This is a genomic window from uncultured Christiangramia sp., assembly GCF_913046405.1.
Lineage (GTDB): Bacteria > Bacteroidota > Bacteroidia > Flavobacteriales > Flavobacteriaceae > Christiangramia > Christiangramia marina.
In genome coordinates this window covers 16,493-35,963 of sequence record NZ_CAJWRQ010000015.1, presented here as the reverse complement: position 1 = coordinate 35,963, position 19,471 = coordinate 16,493, and the positions used below count along the sequence as shown (strand labels likewise).

The window sequence follows — 19,471 nt, the reverse complement described above, 5'->3', positions numbered from 1 at the left end:
GGTTTCTATAGTAGCGTTTAGAAGATTTGTAGTTATTTTTTGATTCCATTTAGAAACAACTATCCCAAATTTCAATCCTTTAGCAAATTCTTTTAAGTTTTTTTTGTATTCAAAAGATAATCCCATTTAAAATAGGTTAATAGGAGATTTCATTAATATATTTTTCTATATTTTTTGCAGCATTAGATTCTGGGAATTTGTTTTTTATTTCATATATGTATCGATGTACTGATTGGTCTAATGAGTATGAAGGAATGGACGCATTGATAATCCCGATGTCAAACCAAGACAGATATTTTCATATTTTAATCCACCACAGACAAAACCATTATGCGAAAAGTGTTACATAAAGGCAAAAGCAGGAAACTTTCCTAAAAGTGACGATGAAGGTGTTAAAGGAGCAGTGTATTTGGGCAGAGAAACGTATGCTGATGATGATACACCCATCCAGAAAGGAAGATTCTGGGATAAAGGAACTGTTTATCGTCATCAATCATCTGGAACACAACAATCTACTGGACAAACTGCCGCACATTGAGGTTCTTCGTGAAAACCTTTACACTCGGTACATTTATCTGGTACTATATAGTAAATTTCGTCGCTTATAGGTTCCTGAGCTTCATTTGCGTTGGCTTCTTTCCCTCCGGGAAGTACCACATCACCTTCTAAATCGGTTCCATCTGCATATCTCCAGTCATCTGCACCTTCGTAAATTGCCGTGTTAGGACACTCTGGTTCACATGCACCGCAGTTTATACATTCATCGGTTATTACAATTGCCATAGCTCTGTTTTTATTGGTAAATTTAAGTACTGAGCGAAAAAAGACCTGAGCTTTTAGAGAAAATTATGGTTAATAGCTTCGGAAACTTTAATTTCGCTGCACAAATTTAAGATAGGCCACCCTCATAACCAAATATGAACATGACAATCGAAGAGCATACTTCAAACCTTGTTGCATTAGGAAAATTTCTAGGTCAGTTTCAGAACGATGGAGTTCAAAGACATCCAGATTTTTCAGAATTAGATGAGCTTACTAACGAAATGCATGAGAAGATCGATGCTTCCATTCATCATAACGGATGGTTTACCCGGGAAAATATTATATTCTCACTTCAGCAGTGGAGCGAAGCATTAAAATTTGAGAATATTAAAAAATGGATAGGTCGCTATGATCTTTCCAATTCTGGTGGAAAAAAAATTGGGATTGTTATGGCTGGAAATATTCCGCTGGTTGGTTTCCATGATTTTATTTCCACGATCATCTGTGATCACAAAGTACAGATAAAACAATCCTCCAGTGATGAGCTATTACTACCTCTTATCGCTCGATTTCTTATCGAGCAGAATTCAGAATATAAGAACCGGATAGAATTCACCAAAGGGAAACTAGAGAATTTTGATGCGGTGATCGCCACAGGAAGTGATAATACTGCCCGGTATTTTGAATATTACTTTAAAGGAAAACCAAGCATTGTTCGCAAGAACAGGAATTCTATAGCTATCCTTACTGGTAATGAATCTAAAGAAGAACTTGAGGCTTTAAGTGAGGACATCTTTCTTTATTATGGTTTAGGATGTCGTAATGTATCTAAATTGTATGTGCCTGAAGGATATGATTTTGACCAGTTCTTCAAGGCTATGTATTCCTGGAATACTATTATCAACGAAAATAAATATGCCAATAATTATGATTACAACAAGGCAGTTTATTTAATGAGCGAATACAAGATCCTTGATAATGGTTTTTTAATGCTGAAAGAGGATGAAAGTTTTGGTTCTCCAATCGCAACAGTATTTTACCAGACCTACAAGGATGAGGATAACCTGAAAGAAGTTCTAGAATCCAATTCCGAGAAATTGCAGTGTATAGTAAGGAAAAATCCAAAGCCTAATGAAGTTGCATTTGGTAAAACACAAAAACCAGAATTGTGGGATTACGCAGACAATATTGATACTATAGAATTCCTTAGTAAACTTTAATCTTATCATTTCGATAACAGCAAAGACCTTCTAAATTTGGCATCTTTGTGAATACACACTTATAATACACACTAATGAAAAAGCATAATTTCAGCGCAGGTCCGTGCATATTACCACAGGAAGTATTTCAGGAAGCTTCCCAATCGATTCTGGATTTTAATAACTCTGGTCTTTCGATACTGGAGATTTCTCACCGTAGTGCAGATTTCGTGTCGGTTATGGAAGAGGCCCAGAATTTAGCTCTTGAACTTTTAGGGTTACAGGATAAAGGTTATAAAGCACTTTTTCTTCAGGGAGGCGCGAGTATGCAATTTTTAATGACCGCTTATAATTTACTGGATAGCAAAGCGGCCTACCTTAATACCGGTACATGGTCCTCCAAGGCGATCAAGGAAGCCAAATTATTTGGTGAGGTGATCGAAGTAGCATCTTCAAAAGACAAGAACTTTAATTATATTCCGAAAGACTATTCAATTCCTGAAGATGCAGACTATTTTCACTGCACTAGTAACAATACAATTTTTGGAACACAGATAAAGGAATTTCCAAAAACTGATGTTCCCATCGTTTGCGACATGAGTAGTGATATATTTTCTAGACAACTTAATTTTGAAGATTTTGATCTTATTTATGCCGGAGCCCAAAAGAATATGGGACCAGCCGGAACTGTTCTTGTCGTTGTAAAAGAAAATATCTTGGGCAATGTTGACCGGCAGATCCCAAGCATGATGGATTATCAGGTGCATATCTCAAAGGATAGTATGTTTAATACACCTCCTGTTTACGCGGTATATGTTTCCATGCTTACCATGCGATGGATCAAAAAGAATGGTGGTATCGCTGCCATGGAAAAAAGAAATGCAGAGAAAGCAGCTCTTTTATATGACGAAATTGATCGTAATCCTTTATTCGAAGGCTTTGCCGCTAAAGAAGACAGGTCCCCAATGAACCCTACTTTCAACCTTAAAGATGAGGCTCATAAAGATCAATTCGATAAATTGTGGAAGGATGCTGGCGTGAATGGTCTTAGCGGACATAGAAGTGTGGGTGGATACCGAGCATCCATGTATAATGCATTATCAATTGAAAGTGTGCAGGTAGTAGTAGATCTCATGCAGAAATTAGAAAAAGAAATAAACTAATCCAGACATAAATTAGAATGAAAGTATTAGCAAATGACGGTTTATCACAAAGTGGTGTACAACTATTAAAGGATGCCGGCTTTGAAGTCATCATAAAAAAAGTTGCCCAGGATCAACTGGAAGATTACTTAAAGAATAATGGTATTAGCGTACTTCTTGTACGCAGTGCTACAGAGGTTCGCAAGAATATTATAGATAATTGTATACATCTTAAAGTTATTGGACGTGGCGGTGTCGGGATGGACAATATCGATGTGGAATACGCGCGGAGTAAAGGTATTACCGTGATCAACACTCCTGAAGCTTCATCAGCTTCCGTGGCAGAACTTGTTTTTGCTCATCTTTTTGGAGGTGCCAGAAAATTGCATGATTCCAATAGAAATATGCCTTTGGAAGGTGATTCCAGATTTAAGGATCTCAAAAAATCCTATGCCGGAGGGTCTGAATTGCGTGGCAAAACACTTGGAATTATAGGTCTGGGCAGAATTGGTCGTGAAGTGGCTAAAATTGCTTTAGGAGTTGGTATGCGTGTGGTTGCCAGCGATAAGGAAGTTGGAGAAACCGAGATCACACTGGATTTCTATACTGACCAGAAGGTTACCATTCCTATTAAGACTGAACCTGTAGAGCAGCTAATAGAACATGCAGATTTCATCAGTTTACATGTTCCCGCACAGTCTAAACCAATTATTGGTAAAGCTGAATTTGATAAAATGAAAATAGGTGTGGGAATCATTAACACCGCTCGTGGCGGTATTTTAGATGAAGAAGCGCTTCTGAATGCGATCGAAGATGAAAAGGTTTCTTTTGCTGCTTTGGATACTTTTGAGAACGAACCTTCCCCAGCTATAAAATTGTTGATGAACGAAAGTATTTCTCTTAGTCCGCATATTGGTGCTGCAACTAGTGAGGCTCAGGAAAGAATTGGAGAAGAACTGGCACATCAAATTATCAAAATATTTAAAAAATAGAAGGCAATGGCAAATATTCTGGATCTTTTCAAAATTTCAAAGGGTAAAGAGCTAATCCAAAATACTCATGCGGAGTTAAAACTTGATAATGAATTGGTCCTGGAAATTTTTGCAAGCCTATTGCCGTGGACTATTTCAAGAGTCGAACTATCTAAATCCAGAACAGCGCTGGCAAAATTCAGTGATTCGAAGTTTGACGATTTACTGAGGGAAAGTTCTATTATCTCTTCGGAAAATAAAAAGGTGATGAACTCATTACTGGAAGATACATTCAAGGTAGAGTCTCATAGTTCACAAAAATTTATAACTATTGCTGAAAACATTACCGTTTCGATCATTTCTGAAATCCTATCTCTAGACGGCAAATTGGAGCTTACTGAAATTAAACAAACGTTATTAGGTGCTTCTGAAAAAGCTTCAGAAGAATTTTTAAAAGTAATTACGAGCGGATCAAATGATTCCGCAGATCTTATCAAACCTGCCGGAAGAATTGCTCTGGAAGATAAAGACTCTTCCGAAGACAGTATTTTAGAAAGTTTTACAGGAGGGAAATAGGGAATGCTTATTGCAGCTAATTAAATTATTATGAAGAATCTAATTTACATTTGCCTACTGGCCTTATTTATTTATAGTTGTGGCTCCGGTAGATCCAGAGATTTTAAGGACAGGGATGCAACTAATGATACTGTTCGTATCGCCAATGATAGTCTTGAATATGAAATAATTATCATTGAACCAGGATTCAATTTGTTCATCAATTCTTATGCTCGACCGAGAGGATATCATACGCAGTCTTATCTGGAAAATAAAAACCAATTTCTGGTTACTGAATATAATACGAGGGTTATGCAACCACAAACCTACGATCCTAATTTATATATTAATCAAATAAACTACGATTCGAACATTGATTATGGGTATGAGGTAAATTATTTGCTGTACAATTATTTTGTTTTTTTCAGCAGGCATTACAACCAACGATTTAGTGTTCCTACACGAATTTGATTTTTTAAGCAAAATCGTATATTTGCCGTATGAAAAAACTGAAGGCTAGATGGGGAATTGATGATAACTGGCAGCTTTTTATCATATTATTGGTATTTGCCATTACGGGTTCTTCCTCTGCGAAAATTGCCGGCCCGCTCTGTGAATTCCTGGGAATCACATCTGAAACTACACACTGGAGCATTTACTGGACACTTCGAATTTTATTGATCTTTCCAATCTACCAGGTATTACTGGTTAGTTTTGGTTGGATCTTTGGTCAATTTCAATTTTTCTGGGCTTTCGAAAAGAAAATGTTGAGCAGGCTGGGTTTCGCTAAAATGTTCAATTCATAATATGGCTTTACTGAAGAACATACTTCTACTATTTACGGCAGTCCTCATACTGCTTCCTACAGGAGTGAGTTTTTCGCATACATTCTCTGACCATGGACATAAATTATGTGATAAATATGCAGATCAGCATTATCATGATAAGTCTTTAGATTGCGAACTTCATAAGTTTCAAAAGAATCCAATTATATCTCTGGACGTCCAGAGTTTTGAATTTGCTGAGGTCATCTATACCTCTACTCTTACCTACGATTATTATCGATTTTTAAATGATTATGAACCATTGTGCTATGAGCTACGTGGTCCACCTGCTTTATCTATTACAGGATAATTCAGTTTTAATCATTTAAAATATTTTAATGCATAACACAATGCTATTGACACTGCTATTGGCAGTGCAGTCTATTATATATGGACAGAAATCCCTGAGCGGAAAAATCACCGATCAGGATACTCAGGAACCAGTTCTTAGTGCAAATATCTATTTCCCTGCTCTTGAAAGAGGGACGATGACAGATCTTGATGGTAATTTTAAAATATCAGATCTGCCTAGCGGGAATTTCAGAATGGTAATTTCCTCCATAGGATATGCCAGTTATACCCAGGATGTGGTTCTACCTTCCCAGGATATAACCATTACTTTAAAACCTTCAGCAATAGAAATGGAAGAGGTAATAGTATCCACACCTTTTCACCAATTACAAAGCGATAATGTGATGAAGGTGGAACGTGAAAGTGTTTCTGAACTTTCTAAAAATGGAGCTGTAAACCTTTCCGAAGGAATTACTCAAATAGCGGGAGTTGAAAATCTAACGACTGGATTGGGTATTGGAAAACCAGTAATTAGAGGATTGAGTTCTAATCGTGTGCTAGTGTATACTCAGGGAGTTCGTTTAGAGAATCAGCAATACGGCGATGAGCATGGGTTGGGAATTAGCTCTAAAGGGATTGCCAGCGTGGAAGTTATAAAAGGACCTGCCTCTTTACTCTACGGAAGTGATGCAATTGGTGGAGTTTTATATCTGAATCCCGAAAGATACGCCTATGAGAATAGCACGAAAGCAAGTCTGGAGTCAGATTATTTTACAAATACGCTAGGGTATCAAACTAGTTTAATGGCTTCTACTGCTGGTGATCGACTAAAGTTTATTACACGAGGAAGTTATGCTGCTCATAGTGATTATGAAACGGGAGATGGAGAAAGAGTTACCAATACTCGTTTCAATGAGAAAGATATCAAAGCGGGAATTGGTTTCCAGAATAGTGTTTATAAAGGAGATCTACGATACAACTTTAATAATTCAGAAATTGGTATTCCGGAAGAACTGGGTGTTCAATCCACTAATAAACAGCCACTTCTACCCTACCAGAATATTGACAACCATATCCTGAGTCTTGATAACAAGTTCTATCTGAATAATTCCAGTATCGACCTGAAAGTTGGTTACCAGTTTAACGATCGCCAGGAATTTGAAGACCACCATCATCACGAAGATCATGAAGGTGAAGAGGACGAAGAACACGAGGGCGAAGAGCATGAAGAGGAAGAACACGAAGGTGAAGAGCATGGAGATGAGGAGCATGAAGGCGATGAACCAGCTCTTGAGATGCATTTAGAAACTTTGAACTATAATCTAAAATACAATTTCCCCAAGTTCGATAACCTGGACGTTATTGCCGGAGTACAGGGAATGTGGCAAAGCAACGAGAATTTTGGTGAGGAAATTCTAATACCTGATGCGACAACTACTGACTTTGGTGTATTCGCCACTGCTCATTATCACTTACCACGAATTGACATTCAAGGAGGAATTCGATATGATAATAGGTCTATTGAAACGGAATCTTATATCGCAGAGGACGGTGATATACTTGATGAAGTAGATCGACAGTTCAATAGCTTTAATGGAGCTTTAGGTGCAAAATTGGATATTACCGAATATCTTACCGCCAGGTTAAATCTTGCCAGTGGCTTTAGAGCGCCTAATTTATCTGAACTAACCTCTAATGGTTCTCACAATGGTGCTAACAGATACGAGATTGGAAATCCTGATCTGGATAATGAACAGAACTTCCAGATTGATCTTGCCGTGGAATGGAGAAATCAACATTTCGAAGCTTTTGTAAATGGGTTTTCTAATAATGTAAAGGACTATATATTTATAAGTCCGTCAGGAGAAATTATAGATGACGAGAAAGTATTTCGTTATCAGCAAGATGACGCTAAATTGTATGGTGGCGAAGTAGGTATCCACCTTCACCCACATCCATTGGACTGGCTTCACCTGGAAAGTAGCTTTGAAACAGTAACCGGAAAACTGGATAATGATGATTACCTTCCTTTAATTCCAGCAAATTCTCTTACGAATACATTCAGGGTTGAGTTTGATAAAGGGAAGTTATTATCGGGTTCTTATAGTTTTATAGCACTAAAGAATGTGTATGATCAGGAAAACCCTGGCAGTTTTGAAACCCGAACTGGTGGTTACAGCCTGGTGAATCTGGGTGCCGGAACTGAGCTTAGAACAAACAGCGCGTTATTTGAATTGCGACTAAGTGTAAACAATCTATTTGATAAGAATTATTTTTCACACCTGTCCCGATTAAAGAATGATAGCATATCTAATATAGGGAGAAACATAATGCTCTCTGCTAATATTCATATTTAAATAAAAAAAAGGGCTACTGAAATTAGTAGCCCTTTTTAATTTATATCTGGTAAATCCTAGTAACTTTCTACTTCGATTACCTGTGGTTGCATCATAGGTTCCTTCTTCCAAACATAGGTGTATAGATACATTAATGTAAATGTTGGAATTATATCAGTTCCTGGAAGGATCTCTTCAATAAAAACGAGTACGGAGGCTAATTTACCTTTTCTACCCGGATACATATCTCTCATCTTTTTAGCAGCATATGGCGCCCATAGTAAATCCAGAAATGGACCTACGAATGGAATTGCAACAGTTGCCATCCCTACAAGGTCGTATACCAGACCTTTTGCAAATAATTTATTTTTAAATAGCTTCATGCTTTTTGTTTTGACTATTTAAAAGCAAATAAGGTGCCAAATCTATTTTAGGTTGGAGCTTATAAGTTTCAGGAACTCATTCCTGGTTTCAATTTCTTTGAACTGACCACGGAAACCCGATGTTGTGGTGGCACTGTTCTGCTTTTGCACTCCGCGCATCATCATACACATATGGACCGCTTCGATCACTACAGCTACTCCCTGAGGCTGCAGTGTATTGTTCAAACATTCCAGAATATCATGGGTTAGTCTCTCCTGTACCTGTAACCTTCGGGCAAAAACGTCCACGACACGAGGAAGCTTACTCAGTCCTACGATCTTTCCGTTAGGGATGTATGCTATATGAGCTTTTCCGAAGAATGGCAGCATATGATGTTCGCAAAGTGAATATAATTCTATATCCTTCACCACTACCATTTCATCATAATCTTCAGAAAACATAGCTTTGTTCAGAATTTTTTCCGCATCCATTTTATATCCCTGAGTTAAGAATTGCATTGCTTTGGCAGCTCTTTCAGGAGTCTTAACGATTCCTTCTCGTTCGGGATTTTCTCCAACGCCCACAATGATGTCCTGAAAACTCTGTTTCATTTTTCCAGTAACCTTTTGGTTGTATTCTTCAAAAAATTTATATGCCATGATCGTTAGTTTGCTTCAGCTTATCTGAAAAATACTTTTTCAGCTTTGATATTTTCGGGTCAATTATAAACTGGCAATATGGTTGTTGCCTGTGTTGATTGTAAAAATCCTGATGTTCCTGTTCTGCAATGTAAAAAGCGGAAGCTTCAGTAACTTCGGTTACGATAGGATCGTCAAACGCATTTTCTTCTTCAATAACTTCTATGGTTTTTCTCGCTATCTTCTCCTGTTCTTCATCATGAAAGAATATCGCGCTTCTATATTGGGTTCCAACATCATTCTGCTGCCTGTTAAGTGTCGTTGGATCATGAGTCGCAAAAAACACCAACAGTAATTCGTTGTATGCAATCTTATCTGGATCGTATGTAATCTGTATTGCTTCTGCATGCCCGGTGCGACCTGTAATGATCTCTCTGTAGGCGGGATTCTTGATCGCACCCCCTGTAAAACCTGATACCACTTTTTCTACACCATTCAATCTCTGAAAAACAGCCTCTGTACACCAAAAACATCCTCCGGCAAGGGTCGCTTTCTTCAAATTATCTTCATTCATAACCTGCAATATAATTTTTGTTTATCAAATTTAAGGTCCAATTAAACAAGAAATACCTTGTTTAACGGGAATTTAATCAAAAACTTTGCCGATAAAATTTTAGCATTTACTTTTACGTAAATATCAATATTGAACATTCATCAATAAATGTCGAAAAAATACTGGCTGCTTTTCATTATTATCATCAATTGCAGCATTTTATCCTCACAAAATTCAGAAATTAGGAAAAATTACGAGGCAACTCGTATACAGGAAGCACCAAAGATCGATGGACTAGCTTCGGAAGAAATATGGAAGAAAGCTGCTACAGCTGAAAATTTTGTAATGGTTGAGCCTGGAGATGGTACTCCAATTCCCGAATCCCACGCTACAGAAGTCAAGATCTTATATGATGATCTTGCGATCTATATTGCTGCGACCATGAAGGAATGTGATCCAGATAAAACGATAAGGCAATTTACTCCGCGGGATAATCTTCAACAATCTGAATATTTTTTGATGGACATCAACACTTATGATGATGGTGAGAACCAGACCAGGTTTATAGTAACCTCTGCTGGAACGCAGGCTGATGCCCGCATCACTGGATCTCAGGAGGATTATGGTTATAATGTAGTATGGGAGTCGGCAGTTTCCCAGGATGCAAATGGTTGGTATCTTGAAATGAAGATCCCTTATTCTGCTTTGAGATTTCCGGAAACTGAAAAACAAAGATGGGGCTTGCAGTTTTCACGTGAGATCACGCATAGAAATGAAACATATGTATGGAACTACATCAATAAGTCGGTAGGACAAATGGCACAGTACACAGGTTTACTTACTGGGATTAATAATATTGATCCCCCTGTTCGCCTGAGTCTGTATCCATTTATACAATCTGCTTTTGACTCCTTTGACGGCAGTGATGATTTTAGTTTCAACGCCGGAATGGATCTGAAATATGGTATTAATGATTCCTTTACCTTGGATATGACTTTAGTGCCAGACTTTGGACAGACAGCTTATGACGAAGTTGAATTAAATCTGGGTCCTTTTGAACAGATCTTTGGTGAGAACCGCGCTTTCTTTACTGAAGGAACTGAGCTTTTTAATAAAGGAAATTTATTTTATTCCAGAAGAGTTGGGAGTACTCCTATTGGTTTCAACACGGCCAAAACCAATAGACTTGATAGCGAGGAAATTATTGAAAATCCGAGCAGAACAGATCTTATTAATGCGCTGAAAGTTTCAGGAAGAACAGATCGTGGTTTAGGTATAGGAGTCTTTAATGCAATTACCAGCGAAGCGAAAGCAGTATTTCGTGATACTTTAACTGGCAACACAAGGTCCAAGATCACTGAGCCACTTGCCAATTATAATATTGTAGTTCTGGATCAAAGGTTTAATAAAAACTCATCTATAACACTAATTAATACAAATGTTACACGTGATGGAAACTTTAGAGATGGAAATGTGACAGGCTTCCTGTTTGACGTGTACAACAAGGCGAACAGTTTTAATGTTGAAGGACAGGCAAAGATGAGTAACGTCAACCTTCCTGGACAGAATCTTACTGGTTTTGCCTCCTATTTTGCGGCACGTCGTACGAAAGGAAATTTTAGGTATAGAGTTGCTCATGAGTTCGCGAACGAGACTTTCGATATTAACGACCTAGGTATCAACTTTACGAACAATTACAACAATATTTTTTGGGGGACTTCCTACCAGATCTTTGAACCACAGGGTAATTTCAATAATTTTCAAATTAGTCTATACGGCCAGCACCTTCGAAGGTACAAACCAGACAAAACGATTAATACCGGAATGGGCGGAGATTTCTTTGCGATGACTCGCGAGCGTTTTGCTTTTGGAGGGTCTCTGGATTTCAACTCAAAGTTTAGAGACTATTTTGAAACCAGGGCTGAAAATACGTATGTCACTTACAAATCTTTTGCGAGTTCAAGATTTTTTATATCATCAGATTATCGAAAGAAATTTGCAATTGACTCCAGGATCTATGTAGAAGAATATTTTGATACAGATTATGCCTATTATGAATTGAGCATTGAACCAAGATTCAGGTTTAGTGACAGGTTCAATATGGTTTATGAGTTTGATTACGGATTGCAAAAAGAGCGTCCTAGTTTCGTAAACAAAGTAAATAACAATATCATCTTCGGAATAAGAGATCAAAAAACCGTGGAAAATTCTATTCGAGCGAATTACAATTTCAATACAAAACAAGGCTTAAGTTTGAGTGCGAGACAATTCTGGTCTACTGCAAGTTTTGGTGATAACTCCTTCCAGAAATTGATAGCAGAAGGTGAACTTGAACCTACCAGTTATGATACTAATACTTTCAGAGATCCAGACGCGAATTTTAATATTTGGAACCTGGATTTAAGCTACCGCTGGCAGTTTGCGCCCGGTAGTGAAGCCGTGCTTCTGTATCGAAACTCGATTTTTAATGAAGATAAACTTAGTGAGCTCAAATATTCAGATAGCCTGGATAATTTATTTTCAAAACCTGCACGGCACAATTTAAGCCTTAGAGTCGTTTATTTTATAGATTACAATAACCTCCGAAACATATTCCGCAGTTAACTTGGGGAATGCGTGTAATTTGGCTAATTTCGGAATGTTTATTTCGCATTCATGATAATCGCAAAGAACATACATAAATATTACGGGGATCTGCACGTATTAAAGTCGGTAGACCTGCATATCAAGAAGAAAGAAATCGTTTCGATCGTTGGAGCTTCAGGTGCTGGAAAAACCACATTATTGCAAATCCTGGGGACTCTGGACAAACCGGGAAAAGATAAAAACTCAGAACTTCTTATTAATGGAACTGATATCTATGGACTCAAATCCAGAGAACTTTCTAAATTCAGAAACAAGCATATAGGATTCATTTTTCAGTTTCACCAGTTGCTTCCAGAATTTACAGCATTGGAAAATATTTGCATTCCAGCATTTATCCATAAAACTCCAAAAAAGGAGGCTGAAGACCGCGCTATGGAATTACTTGAATTTCTTGGTCTTACAAACAGGGCTTCTCATAAACCTGGAGAATTGAGTGGCGGAGAACAACAGAGAATCGCGGTAGCCAGAAGTCTTATTAACAATCCTGCAGTGATCTTTGCAGATGAACCATCAGGCAACCTGGATTCAGAATCTGCGGAAAATCTTCACCAGTTATTTTTCAGGCTCAGAGATGAATTTGATCAAACTTTTGTGATTGTTACGCATAATGAAGAACTGGCGAATATGGCAGATAGAAAACTTACGATGGTAGACGGTAAAATTGCTCCTGAAATAAAAACCAGTATTTGAAAAAGTCAGAATTAAAAGAATTTCTTGATTTTAAAACGGCTCAGTACAACACACCAGCATTCATTGCGGAGGACCCGGTTAGTATACCGCATTTATTTCAGAAGAAGGAAGATATTGAGATTTCGGGTTTTCTGGCAGCAACCATTGCCTGGGGAAACCGTAAAAGCATTTTAAAAAATGCTAACAAGATGATGAAATTAATGGATCATTCGCCCTATGATTTTATTTTAAATCATTCAGACCAGGATCTTGAAAGATTCGAAGGTTTTGTTCATCGCACCTTCAATGCGAATGATCTAAAGTATTTTCTAAAAGCACTTCGGAATATTTATCTTGAGCATGGCGGACTAGAAGATATTTTTATCAAATATCAAACTGAAACCGATCTTCAGAATGCCATCCATGAACTAAAAAAGATCTTTTTCGAATTAGCTCACCAGATAAGAACCGAGAAACATGTAAGTGATCCGCTGAAAAATTCAGCAGCAAAAAGAATTAATATGTATTTGCGCTGGATGATCAGGAAGGATAAGCATGGCGTGGATTTTGGCATTTGGGAAACCATTCCTGCAGCAAAACTTAGCTGTCCTTTAGACGTTCATTCTGGTAACATTGCAAGGAAACTCGGAATTTTGCACAGGAAAGCGAATGATGCTAAAGCAGTAAAAGAGCTCGACTTGGAATTGAGAAAAATGGATCCCTTGGATCCCGTTAAATATGATTTTGCACTCTTTGGTCTGGGTGTTTATGAAAAAGATCGGTTTTAGTATTTTTAACATCAGTATATTTATCTTTCTTTGAACCTAAAAACAGCATGCTTATATGATAACTCCGGAAAAGCCAGTGAATGAACTTCAAAGACTTGAGTCTCTGCGAGAACTCAACATAATGGATACTCTTCCGGAAGAGGCTTATGATAATATTACCAGGCTCGCTAGTTATATATGTAAAACGCCAATCGCGGTGGTAAATATGATCGATGCCGATCGTAATTTTTTCAAATCCAGTTATGGAACAGATTTGAAAGGTTCCACTCGAGATGTTTCCTTTTGTGGTCATACCATTACAGATCCTGAGAATTTACTGGAAGTTCCAAATGCGTCTAAGGATAAACGCTTTTTTGATAATCCTTTCGTTACTGCAGATACACCTATTAATTACTACGCAGGTATTTCACTTCTGGATCCAAAAGGCTATCCTATGGGAACGCTTTGTGTTTATGATTCCAAAGAGCATCATCTGGACGAAGAACAGAAAATGGCGTTGAAATCTTTAGGGAAACAGGTGGAGCTTTTACTGGAAACGCGCAGAGCCAACAGTGTGCTTGAAAAAATGAAAGAAGAGCTTGATGAAAGCTATAAGGTATTGCAACAATTTGCGAGCACTGTATCTCATGACCTTAAGATGCCTCTTGCAAATATGATCATTACTGCAGATGTTCTCAAAGCAAAGTATGCTGTGAAATTAGGTGAAGAAGGAGCGAAATATATCTCTTACCTTAAGGATTCCGGGCTTACTCTAAGTGACTATATCAACGGCTTACTTGATCATTATTCCAACGAACACCATAGTGACAATAGTGTAAAAGAATTCTTTTTGAACGATATGCTGGAGGACATTATAGATCTTCTCCAGATCGCGGATAACTGTGAGATCAATCTACCCGATAATAATCTATTGATTGATGGAAATGCCTCAGCTTTAGGGCAGATCTTCATGAATTTGATTAATAATAGTCTTAAATACAATGATCAGGAAAAAATAGTGATCGATATTGATTGTACAGAAAACGAACACTTTTTCAATTTCAAAATTAGTGACAATGGGATAGGTATCGCACAGGAACAGCAATCTAAAATCTTCGATCTTTTTACTACGGTGGCAAAACAGGATCGTAGAGGTAAGAAAGGTCATGGAATTGGACTTTCCACAGTGAAAAAGCTGGTAAACAGTCTTGGAGGTTCTATTACGGTTAATTCTGAAGAAAATAGAGGTACTGTATTCGAGTTCAGCGTTTTACGACATAATATCCCGGTTTAAGCTTTTATTCTGAAAAAGTTATTTAAATTTAAATAACTTTAAATCAAGAATGTAAGGGGAAATGCAGAAAAATTCAGGCACTTTTAATGAGAAATTAAGGCGAGCCGCTTTAAAGGAATATCAAATTGTAAATACGGGACCAGACGAAGATTATGATAATCTTACATTCCTGGCCACAGTCGCCTGCGAGGTTTCGGTTGCCAAAATAAACATCGTTGATCGGGATCGTATCTGGAACAAATCTGTACATGGAACCGAAATTAGTGAGATCGAGCGAGAACACTCTTTCTGTGATCTCACGATCAAAAGTAAAACTCCTATTCTCTGTCTTAAGCGTTCAGAAGATCCCGAAATATTTGAGTCGGCAACAGGGATGTATGCTACTGAATACAGTTTCTATGCCGGTGTCCCATTATATAATCCTGATGGTTATGCTATAGCGGTATTCTGTATTTTCGATACCTTCGAAAAAGAGCTTAGTTCCATGCAGGAAAAAGCGCTGTTAGCCTTATCAAAACAAGCCTTAAAGTTATTTGAATCAAGAAAGCAGAAACGGAAACTTTTTACTGTTCAGAATAAACTGGAAGAAAAGTATAAGGAGTTAGAGAAATTCGCGAGCCTGGTATCGCATGATCTAAAATCTCCCCTTGCGAATATCATATCACTCAGTGAATTGCTTAAAGATGAAAACAAGGAGAAATTCGATGAAGAAACGAACCAATACCTGCAATTTCTGGTTGAAGCCTCTTATTCTCTGCGGAATTATATTGATGGTATCTTAAGCTTTTATCGCAGTGATCATGTCATCAAAAAAGAAGCTTCTAATGTAAATTTAGGCAAGCTTTTAAAGCCTATCGTAGATCTTTATACGGTTTCCAACAATATTGAGATCAGTTACCCAGAAGATATAGAGTTGACCGCTGTTAACAAAGCGGCGCTCACACAGGTCTTTATGAATTTGATTAGTAATGCACTGAAGTATAATGATAAGGATATAAGAAAAGTCAGGATCGAATTCACTCCGGAAGAAGAATTTTACTACTTTGAAGTTATAGATAATGGAAACGGAATTCCTGCGGAAAGATTTGAAAAGATCTTTGAATTATTTGCTACGCTCGATACCGCCGACCGCGATGGAAATGTAGGTAGTGGAATTGGGCTTGCTACAGTGAAGAAGTTAGTGGAATCCATGCATGGGAAAGTGAGTATTTCATCTACCGAAGGTGAAGGAAGTAATTTTAAATTTAGCGTTCCCCGACACTAAAACTTCTGAGTCTTTAGCTATATTTGGAAAACAGCTTTGTTTCTATGCAATTTGAACATCCGGAATTACTGTATGCACTGTTTTTGCTTATAATTCCTATTCTGGTTCACCTTTTCAAACTACGCAGATTTCAGAAGGAAGACTTCACCAACGTTAAATTCTTAAAACGAGTCGTTCAGCAGACGCGGAAAAGCTCTCAGCTAAAAAAGTTTCTGGTTCTTTTCTCCAGATTGTTTCTGCTAGGCTTTCTAATAATTGCTTTTGCCAAACCCTATTTTCCCGCAGAATCTGGAGGCTCCACTAAAAATTTGATCATTTACCTGGATAATTCTTATAGTATGCAACTTAAGAATCAAGATGACGAACTCCTGCAAATAGCCAGAAACCAGCTTCTTGAAAATCTCGATGTTACTTCAGAATATAGTCTGGTCACAAATGATGCCTTTTATCCTAAAAAGTCTGGTAATGAATTAAAAGGTATACTTCAGGAGATAAAATATACCTCAAAACAATTGGACCTGAAAAGTGTTCTGTTGAAAACCCAGCAACTTCGCGAAATTGATTCTTCAAATCTGCTGCTAATTTCAGATTTTCAGAAAATATTTGTTAGTCAAAAGGAAATAGACGTTCCTTACAAAAATATTAGTAGTATAAAACTAACCCCTGAAAGTACCCGGAATTTAAAGATTGATTCTCTTTATCTGGTAAATTCCAAGGCAGGAATTCTTGATATTGAAGTTCTATTATCCGGAAATTTAAAAAAAGATGGTTTAATTATATCCATGTATGACGGATCTCAACTCCTAAGCAGGAAAACAATCGATGCCAAAAACGCCAATATCAGTACAATATTTTCCATACCATCACAAACCATCCCCAACGGAAAAGTTGTAATAGACGATGAGGGCTTGGAATATGATAATATCCTCTACTTCAGTATTTCTGAACAAACCCCAATCAATGTTCTCGCTATTTCTGATGAGGATTCTAATTTTCTACAAAGATTATATACTAAACCTGAATTTAATCTAATAAGAAGCGAAGCGAATAAAATTGAATATACCAATATTCAGCAGGCTAGTTTGATCATTTTAAATGAAGTAAGTGAACTAAGTGCTGCGAACCTGAACAATATCAAACAACGTTCAAACAAAGGTTCCAGTGTTCTATTTATTCCAAATTCAAAAAACGGAACTGAATTAATTCGGTTTATAAAGAAATTTCAATTGGGATTCAGGCCTGAATGGAGCGAGGGCGAAAAATTGATTGCTACTATTAACTTTGATCATCCACTGCTGGACAATGTATTTCAAAAGAAGATTCAAAATTTCGAGTATCCCCGAGTTGATGGATATTTCAGTAATATCTCAGGTAACAGTATTCTAAATTTTCAGAACAATGATCCTTTTCTTATCTCTAAATCCAATACCTATATTTTTACAGCTCCATTAAATCAGCAAACATCAAATTTTCAGAATTCGCCGTTAATTGTACCTATTCTATACCAGATTGGACTGCAAAGCCTCCCTCCGGCTCAACTTTATTACCAAACATCAGAATTAGAAGAAATATCTATACCGGCAAAAATTGAACAGGATCATGTGCTTCATCTTACCGGTGTTAACCTGGATTTTATTCCGCAGCAGCAAAGATTTACAGACCGGGTTTCCATAAGTGTTGGTTCAGAAAATTTGGATGCCGGAAATTATGAAATCAAGAGCCAGGACAATATCATATCAAATTTGAGTTTTAACGAACCTAGAAAAGAGAGTGAGCTCGAATACTTAGATCCGGAGATATTTTCAGTTCAGAATCATGAATCTATAGCAGAATACTTTTCCGAAGTAAAAGCAGGAAACGAAAGCAGCTCGCTTTGGAAATGGTTTATTATTTTTGCTATCATATTTCTGGCAATTGAAATGCTATTATTAAAACTTCTGAAATGAAATTACTTCTAAAAGCGGTTACAATTATTGATGAGTCTTCGCCTTTGAATGGGCAAACGACCGACATCTATATCGAGAATGGAGTAATTGCTGAAATTGGGAAAAATATACTAAAGGAGGATGTTAAACATGTAGAGATCGAAGGTTTGCATGTTTCCAGAGGATGGTTTGATAGTAGTGTTTGTTTTGGAGAACCTGGCTATGAAGAAAGGGAGACCATTGAAAACGGACTCGAAGTTGCAGGAAGCTCAGGATTTACAGGCGTTGCACTAAATCCTTATACCAATCCTGTACTTGACCATAGCGGGTCCATATCTGCCGTAAAATCTAAAAGTTCGGGACACCCGGTAAACCTTTATCCTGTTGGTGCCCTGACCATTAAAAGTGAAGGTATAGATCTGGCCGAATTACTGGATATGCAACAGGCCGGTGCGATAAGTTTTGGAGATTACAAATCACCTTTAAAAAATCCTAATCTTCTTAAGATCGCCTTGCAGTACGCGCAGAATTTTGACGCTTTAATACAAAGTTATCCTCAGGAAAATCGAATTGCGACTAACGGTATGGTGAACGAGCATGAGCATAGTACTGCCCTTGGCCTAAAAGGTATCCCGAATCTAGCTGAAGAACTTCAGATCATCCGCGACCTATATATTCTCGAATATACTGGTGGAAAACTACATATTCCTACAATTTCATCGGCAAAGTCGGTTAAACTTATTAGAGAAGCAAAGAAAAAAGGTCTGGATGTTTCCTGTAGTGTGGCGATTCAAAATCTGCTTCTTACAGACAAAATGCTATCGAACTATGATGCCAATACAAAGGTTCTACCTCCTTTGCGAACTCAGGTAGATAATGAAGCACTAATTCAGGGATTGAAAGACGGCACTATAGATATGGTTACTTCAGACCATAATCCAATAGACGTGGAAAATAAAAAAGTGGAATTTGATAATGCATTGTATGGTACTATTGGACTTGAATCGGCTTTCGGCGCCTTGCAAACTATTTTTACTACTGAAGAAACCATCAAGTTTCTAACTTCCGGAACAGAGCGCTTTAAGCTTGAAACATCAAAACTTGAAAAAGGTAATCCTGCCAATCTTAGTCTATTCCTGCCAGATGTAAACTATACCTTCGGAAAGAACGATATTCTATCTACTTCTAAGAACAGCATCTTTCTGGATAGTCAATTAAAGGGAAAAGCTGTTGGAATTGTAAATAATTCAGGATTAATTCTAAGATCATAAA

At 37.4% G+C, this 19,471-nt stretch carries 19 protein-coding genes; 15 read left to right on the top strand and 4 right to left on the bottom strand.

From position 1 onward, the window contains the following. Positions 1-489 precede the first annotated feature (489 nt). Positions 490-783, bottom strand: coding sequence for a 4Fe-4S dicluster domain-containing protein (locus QZ620_RS03690; protein WP_295179210.1), 294 nt, complete (start codon positions 781-783; stop codon positions 490-492). Between the two features lie 140 nt (positions 784-923). Here QZ620_RS03690 and QZ620_RS03685 point away from each other — a divergent pair, with 140 nt between their 5' ends. The 8 genes from QZ620_RS03685 (at position 924) to QZ620_RS03650 (ending at position 8,101) form a co-directional block, all read left to right on the top strand. Next, a complete protein-coding gene (locus QZ620_RS03685) occupies positions 924-1,982 on the top strand; it encodes an acyl-CoA reductase (protein ID WP_295179211.1) in 1,059 nt (352 codons plus the stop codon). Positions 1,983-2,056: 74 nt separating this feature from the next. Then, positions 2,057-3,124, top strand: a complete 1,068-nt coding sequence (gene serC, locus QZ620_RS03680; RefSeq protein ID WP_295179208.1) for a 3-phosphoserine/phosphohydroxythreonine transaminase — start codon at positions 2,057-2,059, stop codon at positions 3,122-3,124. 17 nt (positions 3,125-3,141) lie between these two features. Beyond that, positions 3,142-4,095 (top strand): D-2-hydroxyacid dehydrogenase, encoded by a 954-nt coding sequence (locus QZ620_RS03675; protein WP_295179206.1) that lies wholly within the window; start codon positions 3,142-3,144, stop codon positions 4,093-4,095. A 6-nt stretch (positions 4,096-4,101) separates the two neighbouring features. Then, positions 4,102-4,650: a hypothetical protein gene (locus tag QZ620_RS03670; protein WP_295179204.1), complete on the top strand. Its 549-nt coding sequence runs from the start codon at positions 4,102-4,104 to the stop codon at positions 4,648-4,650. A gap of 30 nt (positions 4,651-4,680) precedes the next feature. Then, entirely contained in the window at positions 4,681-5,100 is a 420-nt protein-coding gene (locus QZ620_RS03665) for a DUF6146 family protein (RefSeq protein ID WP_295179202.1), read from the top strand. Positions 5,101-5,129: 29 nt separating this feature from the next. Further along, the gene (locus tag QZ620_RS03660; protein WP_295179200.1) at positions 5,130-5,435 is read left to right on the top strand and encodes a DUF6787 family protein; all 306 of its coding nucleotides are present in this window, start codon (positions 5,130-5,132) and stop codon (positions 5,433-5,435) included. Between the two features lies 1 nt (position 5,436). After that, entirely contained in the window at positions 5,437-5,763 is a 327-nt protein-coding gene (locus tag QZ620_RS03655) for a hypothetical protein (RefSeq protein WP_295179198.1), read from the top strand. 28 nt (positions 5,764-5,791) lie between these two features. Continuing rightward, complete coding sequence (locus QZ620_RS03650) at positions 5,792-8,101, top strand: TonB-dependent receptor (protein WP_295179196.1); 2,310 nt, start codon at positions 5,792-5,794, stop codon at positions 8,099-8,101. A gap of 56 nt (positions 8,102-8,157) precedes the next feature. Here QZ620_RS03650 and QZ620_RS03645 read toward each other — a convergent pair whose 3' ends face one another. The 3 genes from QZ620_RS03645 to msrA are packed head-to-tail and all read right to left on the bottom strand — an operon-like array spanning position 8,158 to position 9,655. After that, positions 8,158-8,463 (bottom strand): hypothetical protein, encoded by a 306-nt coding sequence (locus QZ620_RS03645; protein WP_141877847.1) that lies wholly within the window; start codon positions 8,461-8,463, stop codon positions 8,158-8,160. A gap of 42 nt (positions 8,464-8,505) precedes the next feature. Further along, positions 8,506-9,102 (bottom strand): GTP cyclohydrolase I FolE, encoded by a 597-nt coding sequence (folE, locus tag QZ620_RS03640; RefSeq protein ID WP_295179193.1) that lies wholly within the window; start codon positions 9,100-9,102, stop codon positions 8,506-8,508. After that, positions 9,092-9,655 (bottom strand): peptide-methionine (S)-S-oxide reductase MsrA, encoded by a 564-nt coding sequence (gene msrA, locus QZ620_RS03635; protein ID WP_295179191.1) that lies wholly within the window; start codon positions 9,653-9,655, stop codon positions 9,092-9,094. Before msrA ends, folE begins: the two co-directional genes overlap by 11 nt. A gap of 147 nt (positions 9,656-9,802) precedes the next feature. Here msrA and QZ620_RS03630 point away from each other — a divergent pair, with 147 nt between their 5' ends. From QZ620_RS03630 to QZ620_RS03600, 7 genes are all read left to right on the top strand, one after another. Continuing rightward, entirely contained in the window at positions 9,803-12,238 is a 2,436-nt protein-coding gene (locus QZ620_RS03630; protein ID WP_295179189.1) for a DUF5916 domain-containing protein, read from the top strand. Between the two features lie 51 nt (positions 12,239-12,289). Further along, the gene (locus QZ620_RS03625; protein WP_295179187.1) at positions 12,290-12,970 is read left to right on the top strand and encodes an ABC transporter ATP-binding protein; all 681 of its coding nucleotides are present in this window, start codon (positions 12,290-12,292) and stop codon (positions 12,968-12,970) included. Further along, the gene (locus tag QZ620_RS03620) at positions 12,967-13,737 is read left to right on the top strand and encodes a TIGR02757 family protein (RefSeq protein ID WP_295179185.1); all 771 of its coding nucleotides are present in this window, start codon (positions 12,967-12,969) and stop codon (positions 13,735-13,737) included. Before QZ620_RS03625 ends, QZ620_RS03620 begins: the two co-directional genes overlap by 4 nt. A gap of 55 nt (positions 13,738-13,792) precedes the next feature. Further along, positions 13,793-15,010 carry a GAF domain-containing sensor histidine kinase gene (locus QZ620_RS03615; RefSeq protein ID WP_295179183.1) on the top strand — a complete coding sequence of 406 codons (1,218 nt, stop codon included), beginning with the start codon at positions 13,793-13,795 and terminating at the stop codon, positions 15,008-15,010. A gap of 61 nt (positions 15,011-15,071) precedes the next feature. Beyond that, positions 15,072-16,274, top strand: a complete 1,203-nt coding sequence (locus QZ620_RS03610) for a HAMP domain-containing sensor histidine kinase (RefSeq protein ID WP_295179181.1) — start codon at positions 15,072-15,074, stop codon at positions 16,272-16,274. Between the two features lie 44 nt (positions 16,275-16,318). Continuing rightward, complete coding sequence (locus QZ620_RS03605) at positions 16,319-18,220, top strand: BatA domain-containing protein (protein WP_295179179.1); 1,902 nt, start codon at positions 16,319-16,321, stop codon at positions 18,218-18,220. Then, positions 18,217-19,470, top strand: coding sequence for a dihydroorotase (locus QZ620_RS03600; RefSeq protein ID WP_295179177.1), 1,254 nt, complete (start codon positions 18,217-18,219; stop codon positions 19,468-19,470). Before QZ620_RS03605 ends, QZ620_RS03600 begins: the two co-directional genes overlap by 4 nt. Position 19,471: the final 1 nt, after the last annotated feature.

Coding starts and splice junctions, on each gene's coding strand:
- QZ620_RS03690 (WP_295179210.1), bottom strand. CDS start 783: ATGGCAATTGTAATAACCGATGAATGTATAAACTGCGGTGCATGTGAA.
- QZ620_RS03685 (WP_295179211.1), top strand. CDS start 924: ATGACAATCGAAGAGCATACTTCAAACCTTGTTGCATTAGGAAAATTT.
- serC (WP_295179208.1), top strand. CDS start 2,057: ATGAAAAAGCATAATTTCAGCGCAGGTCCGTGCATATTACCACAGGAA.
- QZ620_RS03675 (WP_295179206.1), top strand. CDS start 3,142: ATGAAAGTATTAGCAAATGACGGTTTATCACAAAGTGGTGTACAACTA.
- QZ620_RS03670 (WP_295179204.1), top strand. CDS start 4,102: ATGGCAAATATTCTGGATCTTTTCAAAATTTCAAAGGGTAAAGAGCTA.
- QZ620_RS03665 (WP_295179202.1), top strand. CDS start 4,681: ATGAAGAATCTAATTTACATTTGCCTACTGGCCTTATTTATTTATAGT.
- QZ620_RS03660 (WP_295179200.1), top strand. CDS start 5,130: ATGAAAAAACTGAAGGCTAGATGGGGAATTGATGATAACTGGCAGCTT.
- QZ620_RS03655 (WP_295179198.1), top strand. CDS start 5,437: ATGGCTTTACTGAAGAACATACTTCTACTATTTACGGCAGTCCTCATA.
- QZ620_RS03650 (WP_295179196.1), top strand. CDS start 5,792: ATGCATAACACAATGCTATTGACACTGCTATTGGCAGTGCAGTCTATT.
- QZ620_RS03645 (WP_141877847.1), bottom strand. CDS start 8,463: ATGAAGCTATTTAAAAATAAATTATTTGCAAAAGGTCTGGTATACGAC.
- folE (WP_295179193.1), bottom strand. CDS start 9,102: ATGGCATATAAATTTTTTGAAGAATACAACCAAAAGGTTACTGGAAAA.
- msrA (WP_295179191.1), bottom strand. CDS start 9,655: ATGAATGAAGATAATTTGAAGAAAGCGACCCTTGCCGGAGGATGTTTT.
- QZ620_RS03630 (WP_295179189.1), top strand. CDS start 9,803: ATGTCGAAAAAATACTGGCTGCTTTTCATTATTATCATCAATTGCAGC.
- QZ620_RS03625 (WP_295179187.1), top strand. CDS start 12,290: ATGATAATCGCAAAGAACATACATAAATATTACGGGGATCTGCACGTA.
- QZ620_RS03615 (WP_295179183.1), top strand. CDS start 13,793: ATGATAACTCCGGAAAAGCCAGTGAATGAACTTCAAAGACTTGAGTCT.
- QZ620_RS03610 (WP_295179181.1), top strand. CDS start 15,072: ATGCAGAAAAATTCAGGCACTTTTAATGAGAAATTAAGGCGAGCCGCT.
- QZ620_RS03605 (WP_295179179.1), top strand. CDS start 16,319: ATGCAATTTGAACATCCGGAATTACTGTATGCACTGTTTTTGCTTATA.
- QZ620_RS03600 (WP_295179177.1), top strand. CDS start 18,217: ATGAAATTACTTCTAAAAGCGGTTACAATTATTGATGAGTCTTCGCCT.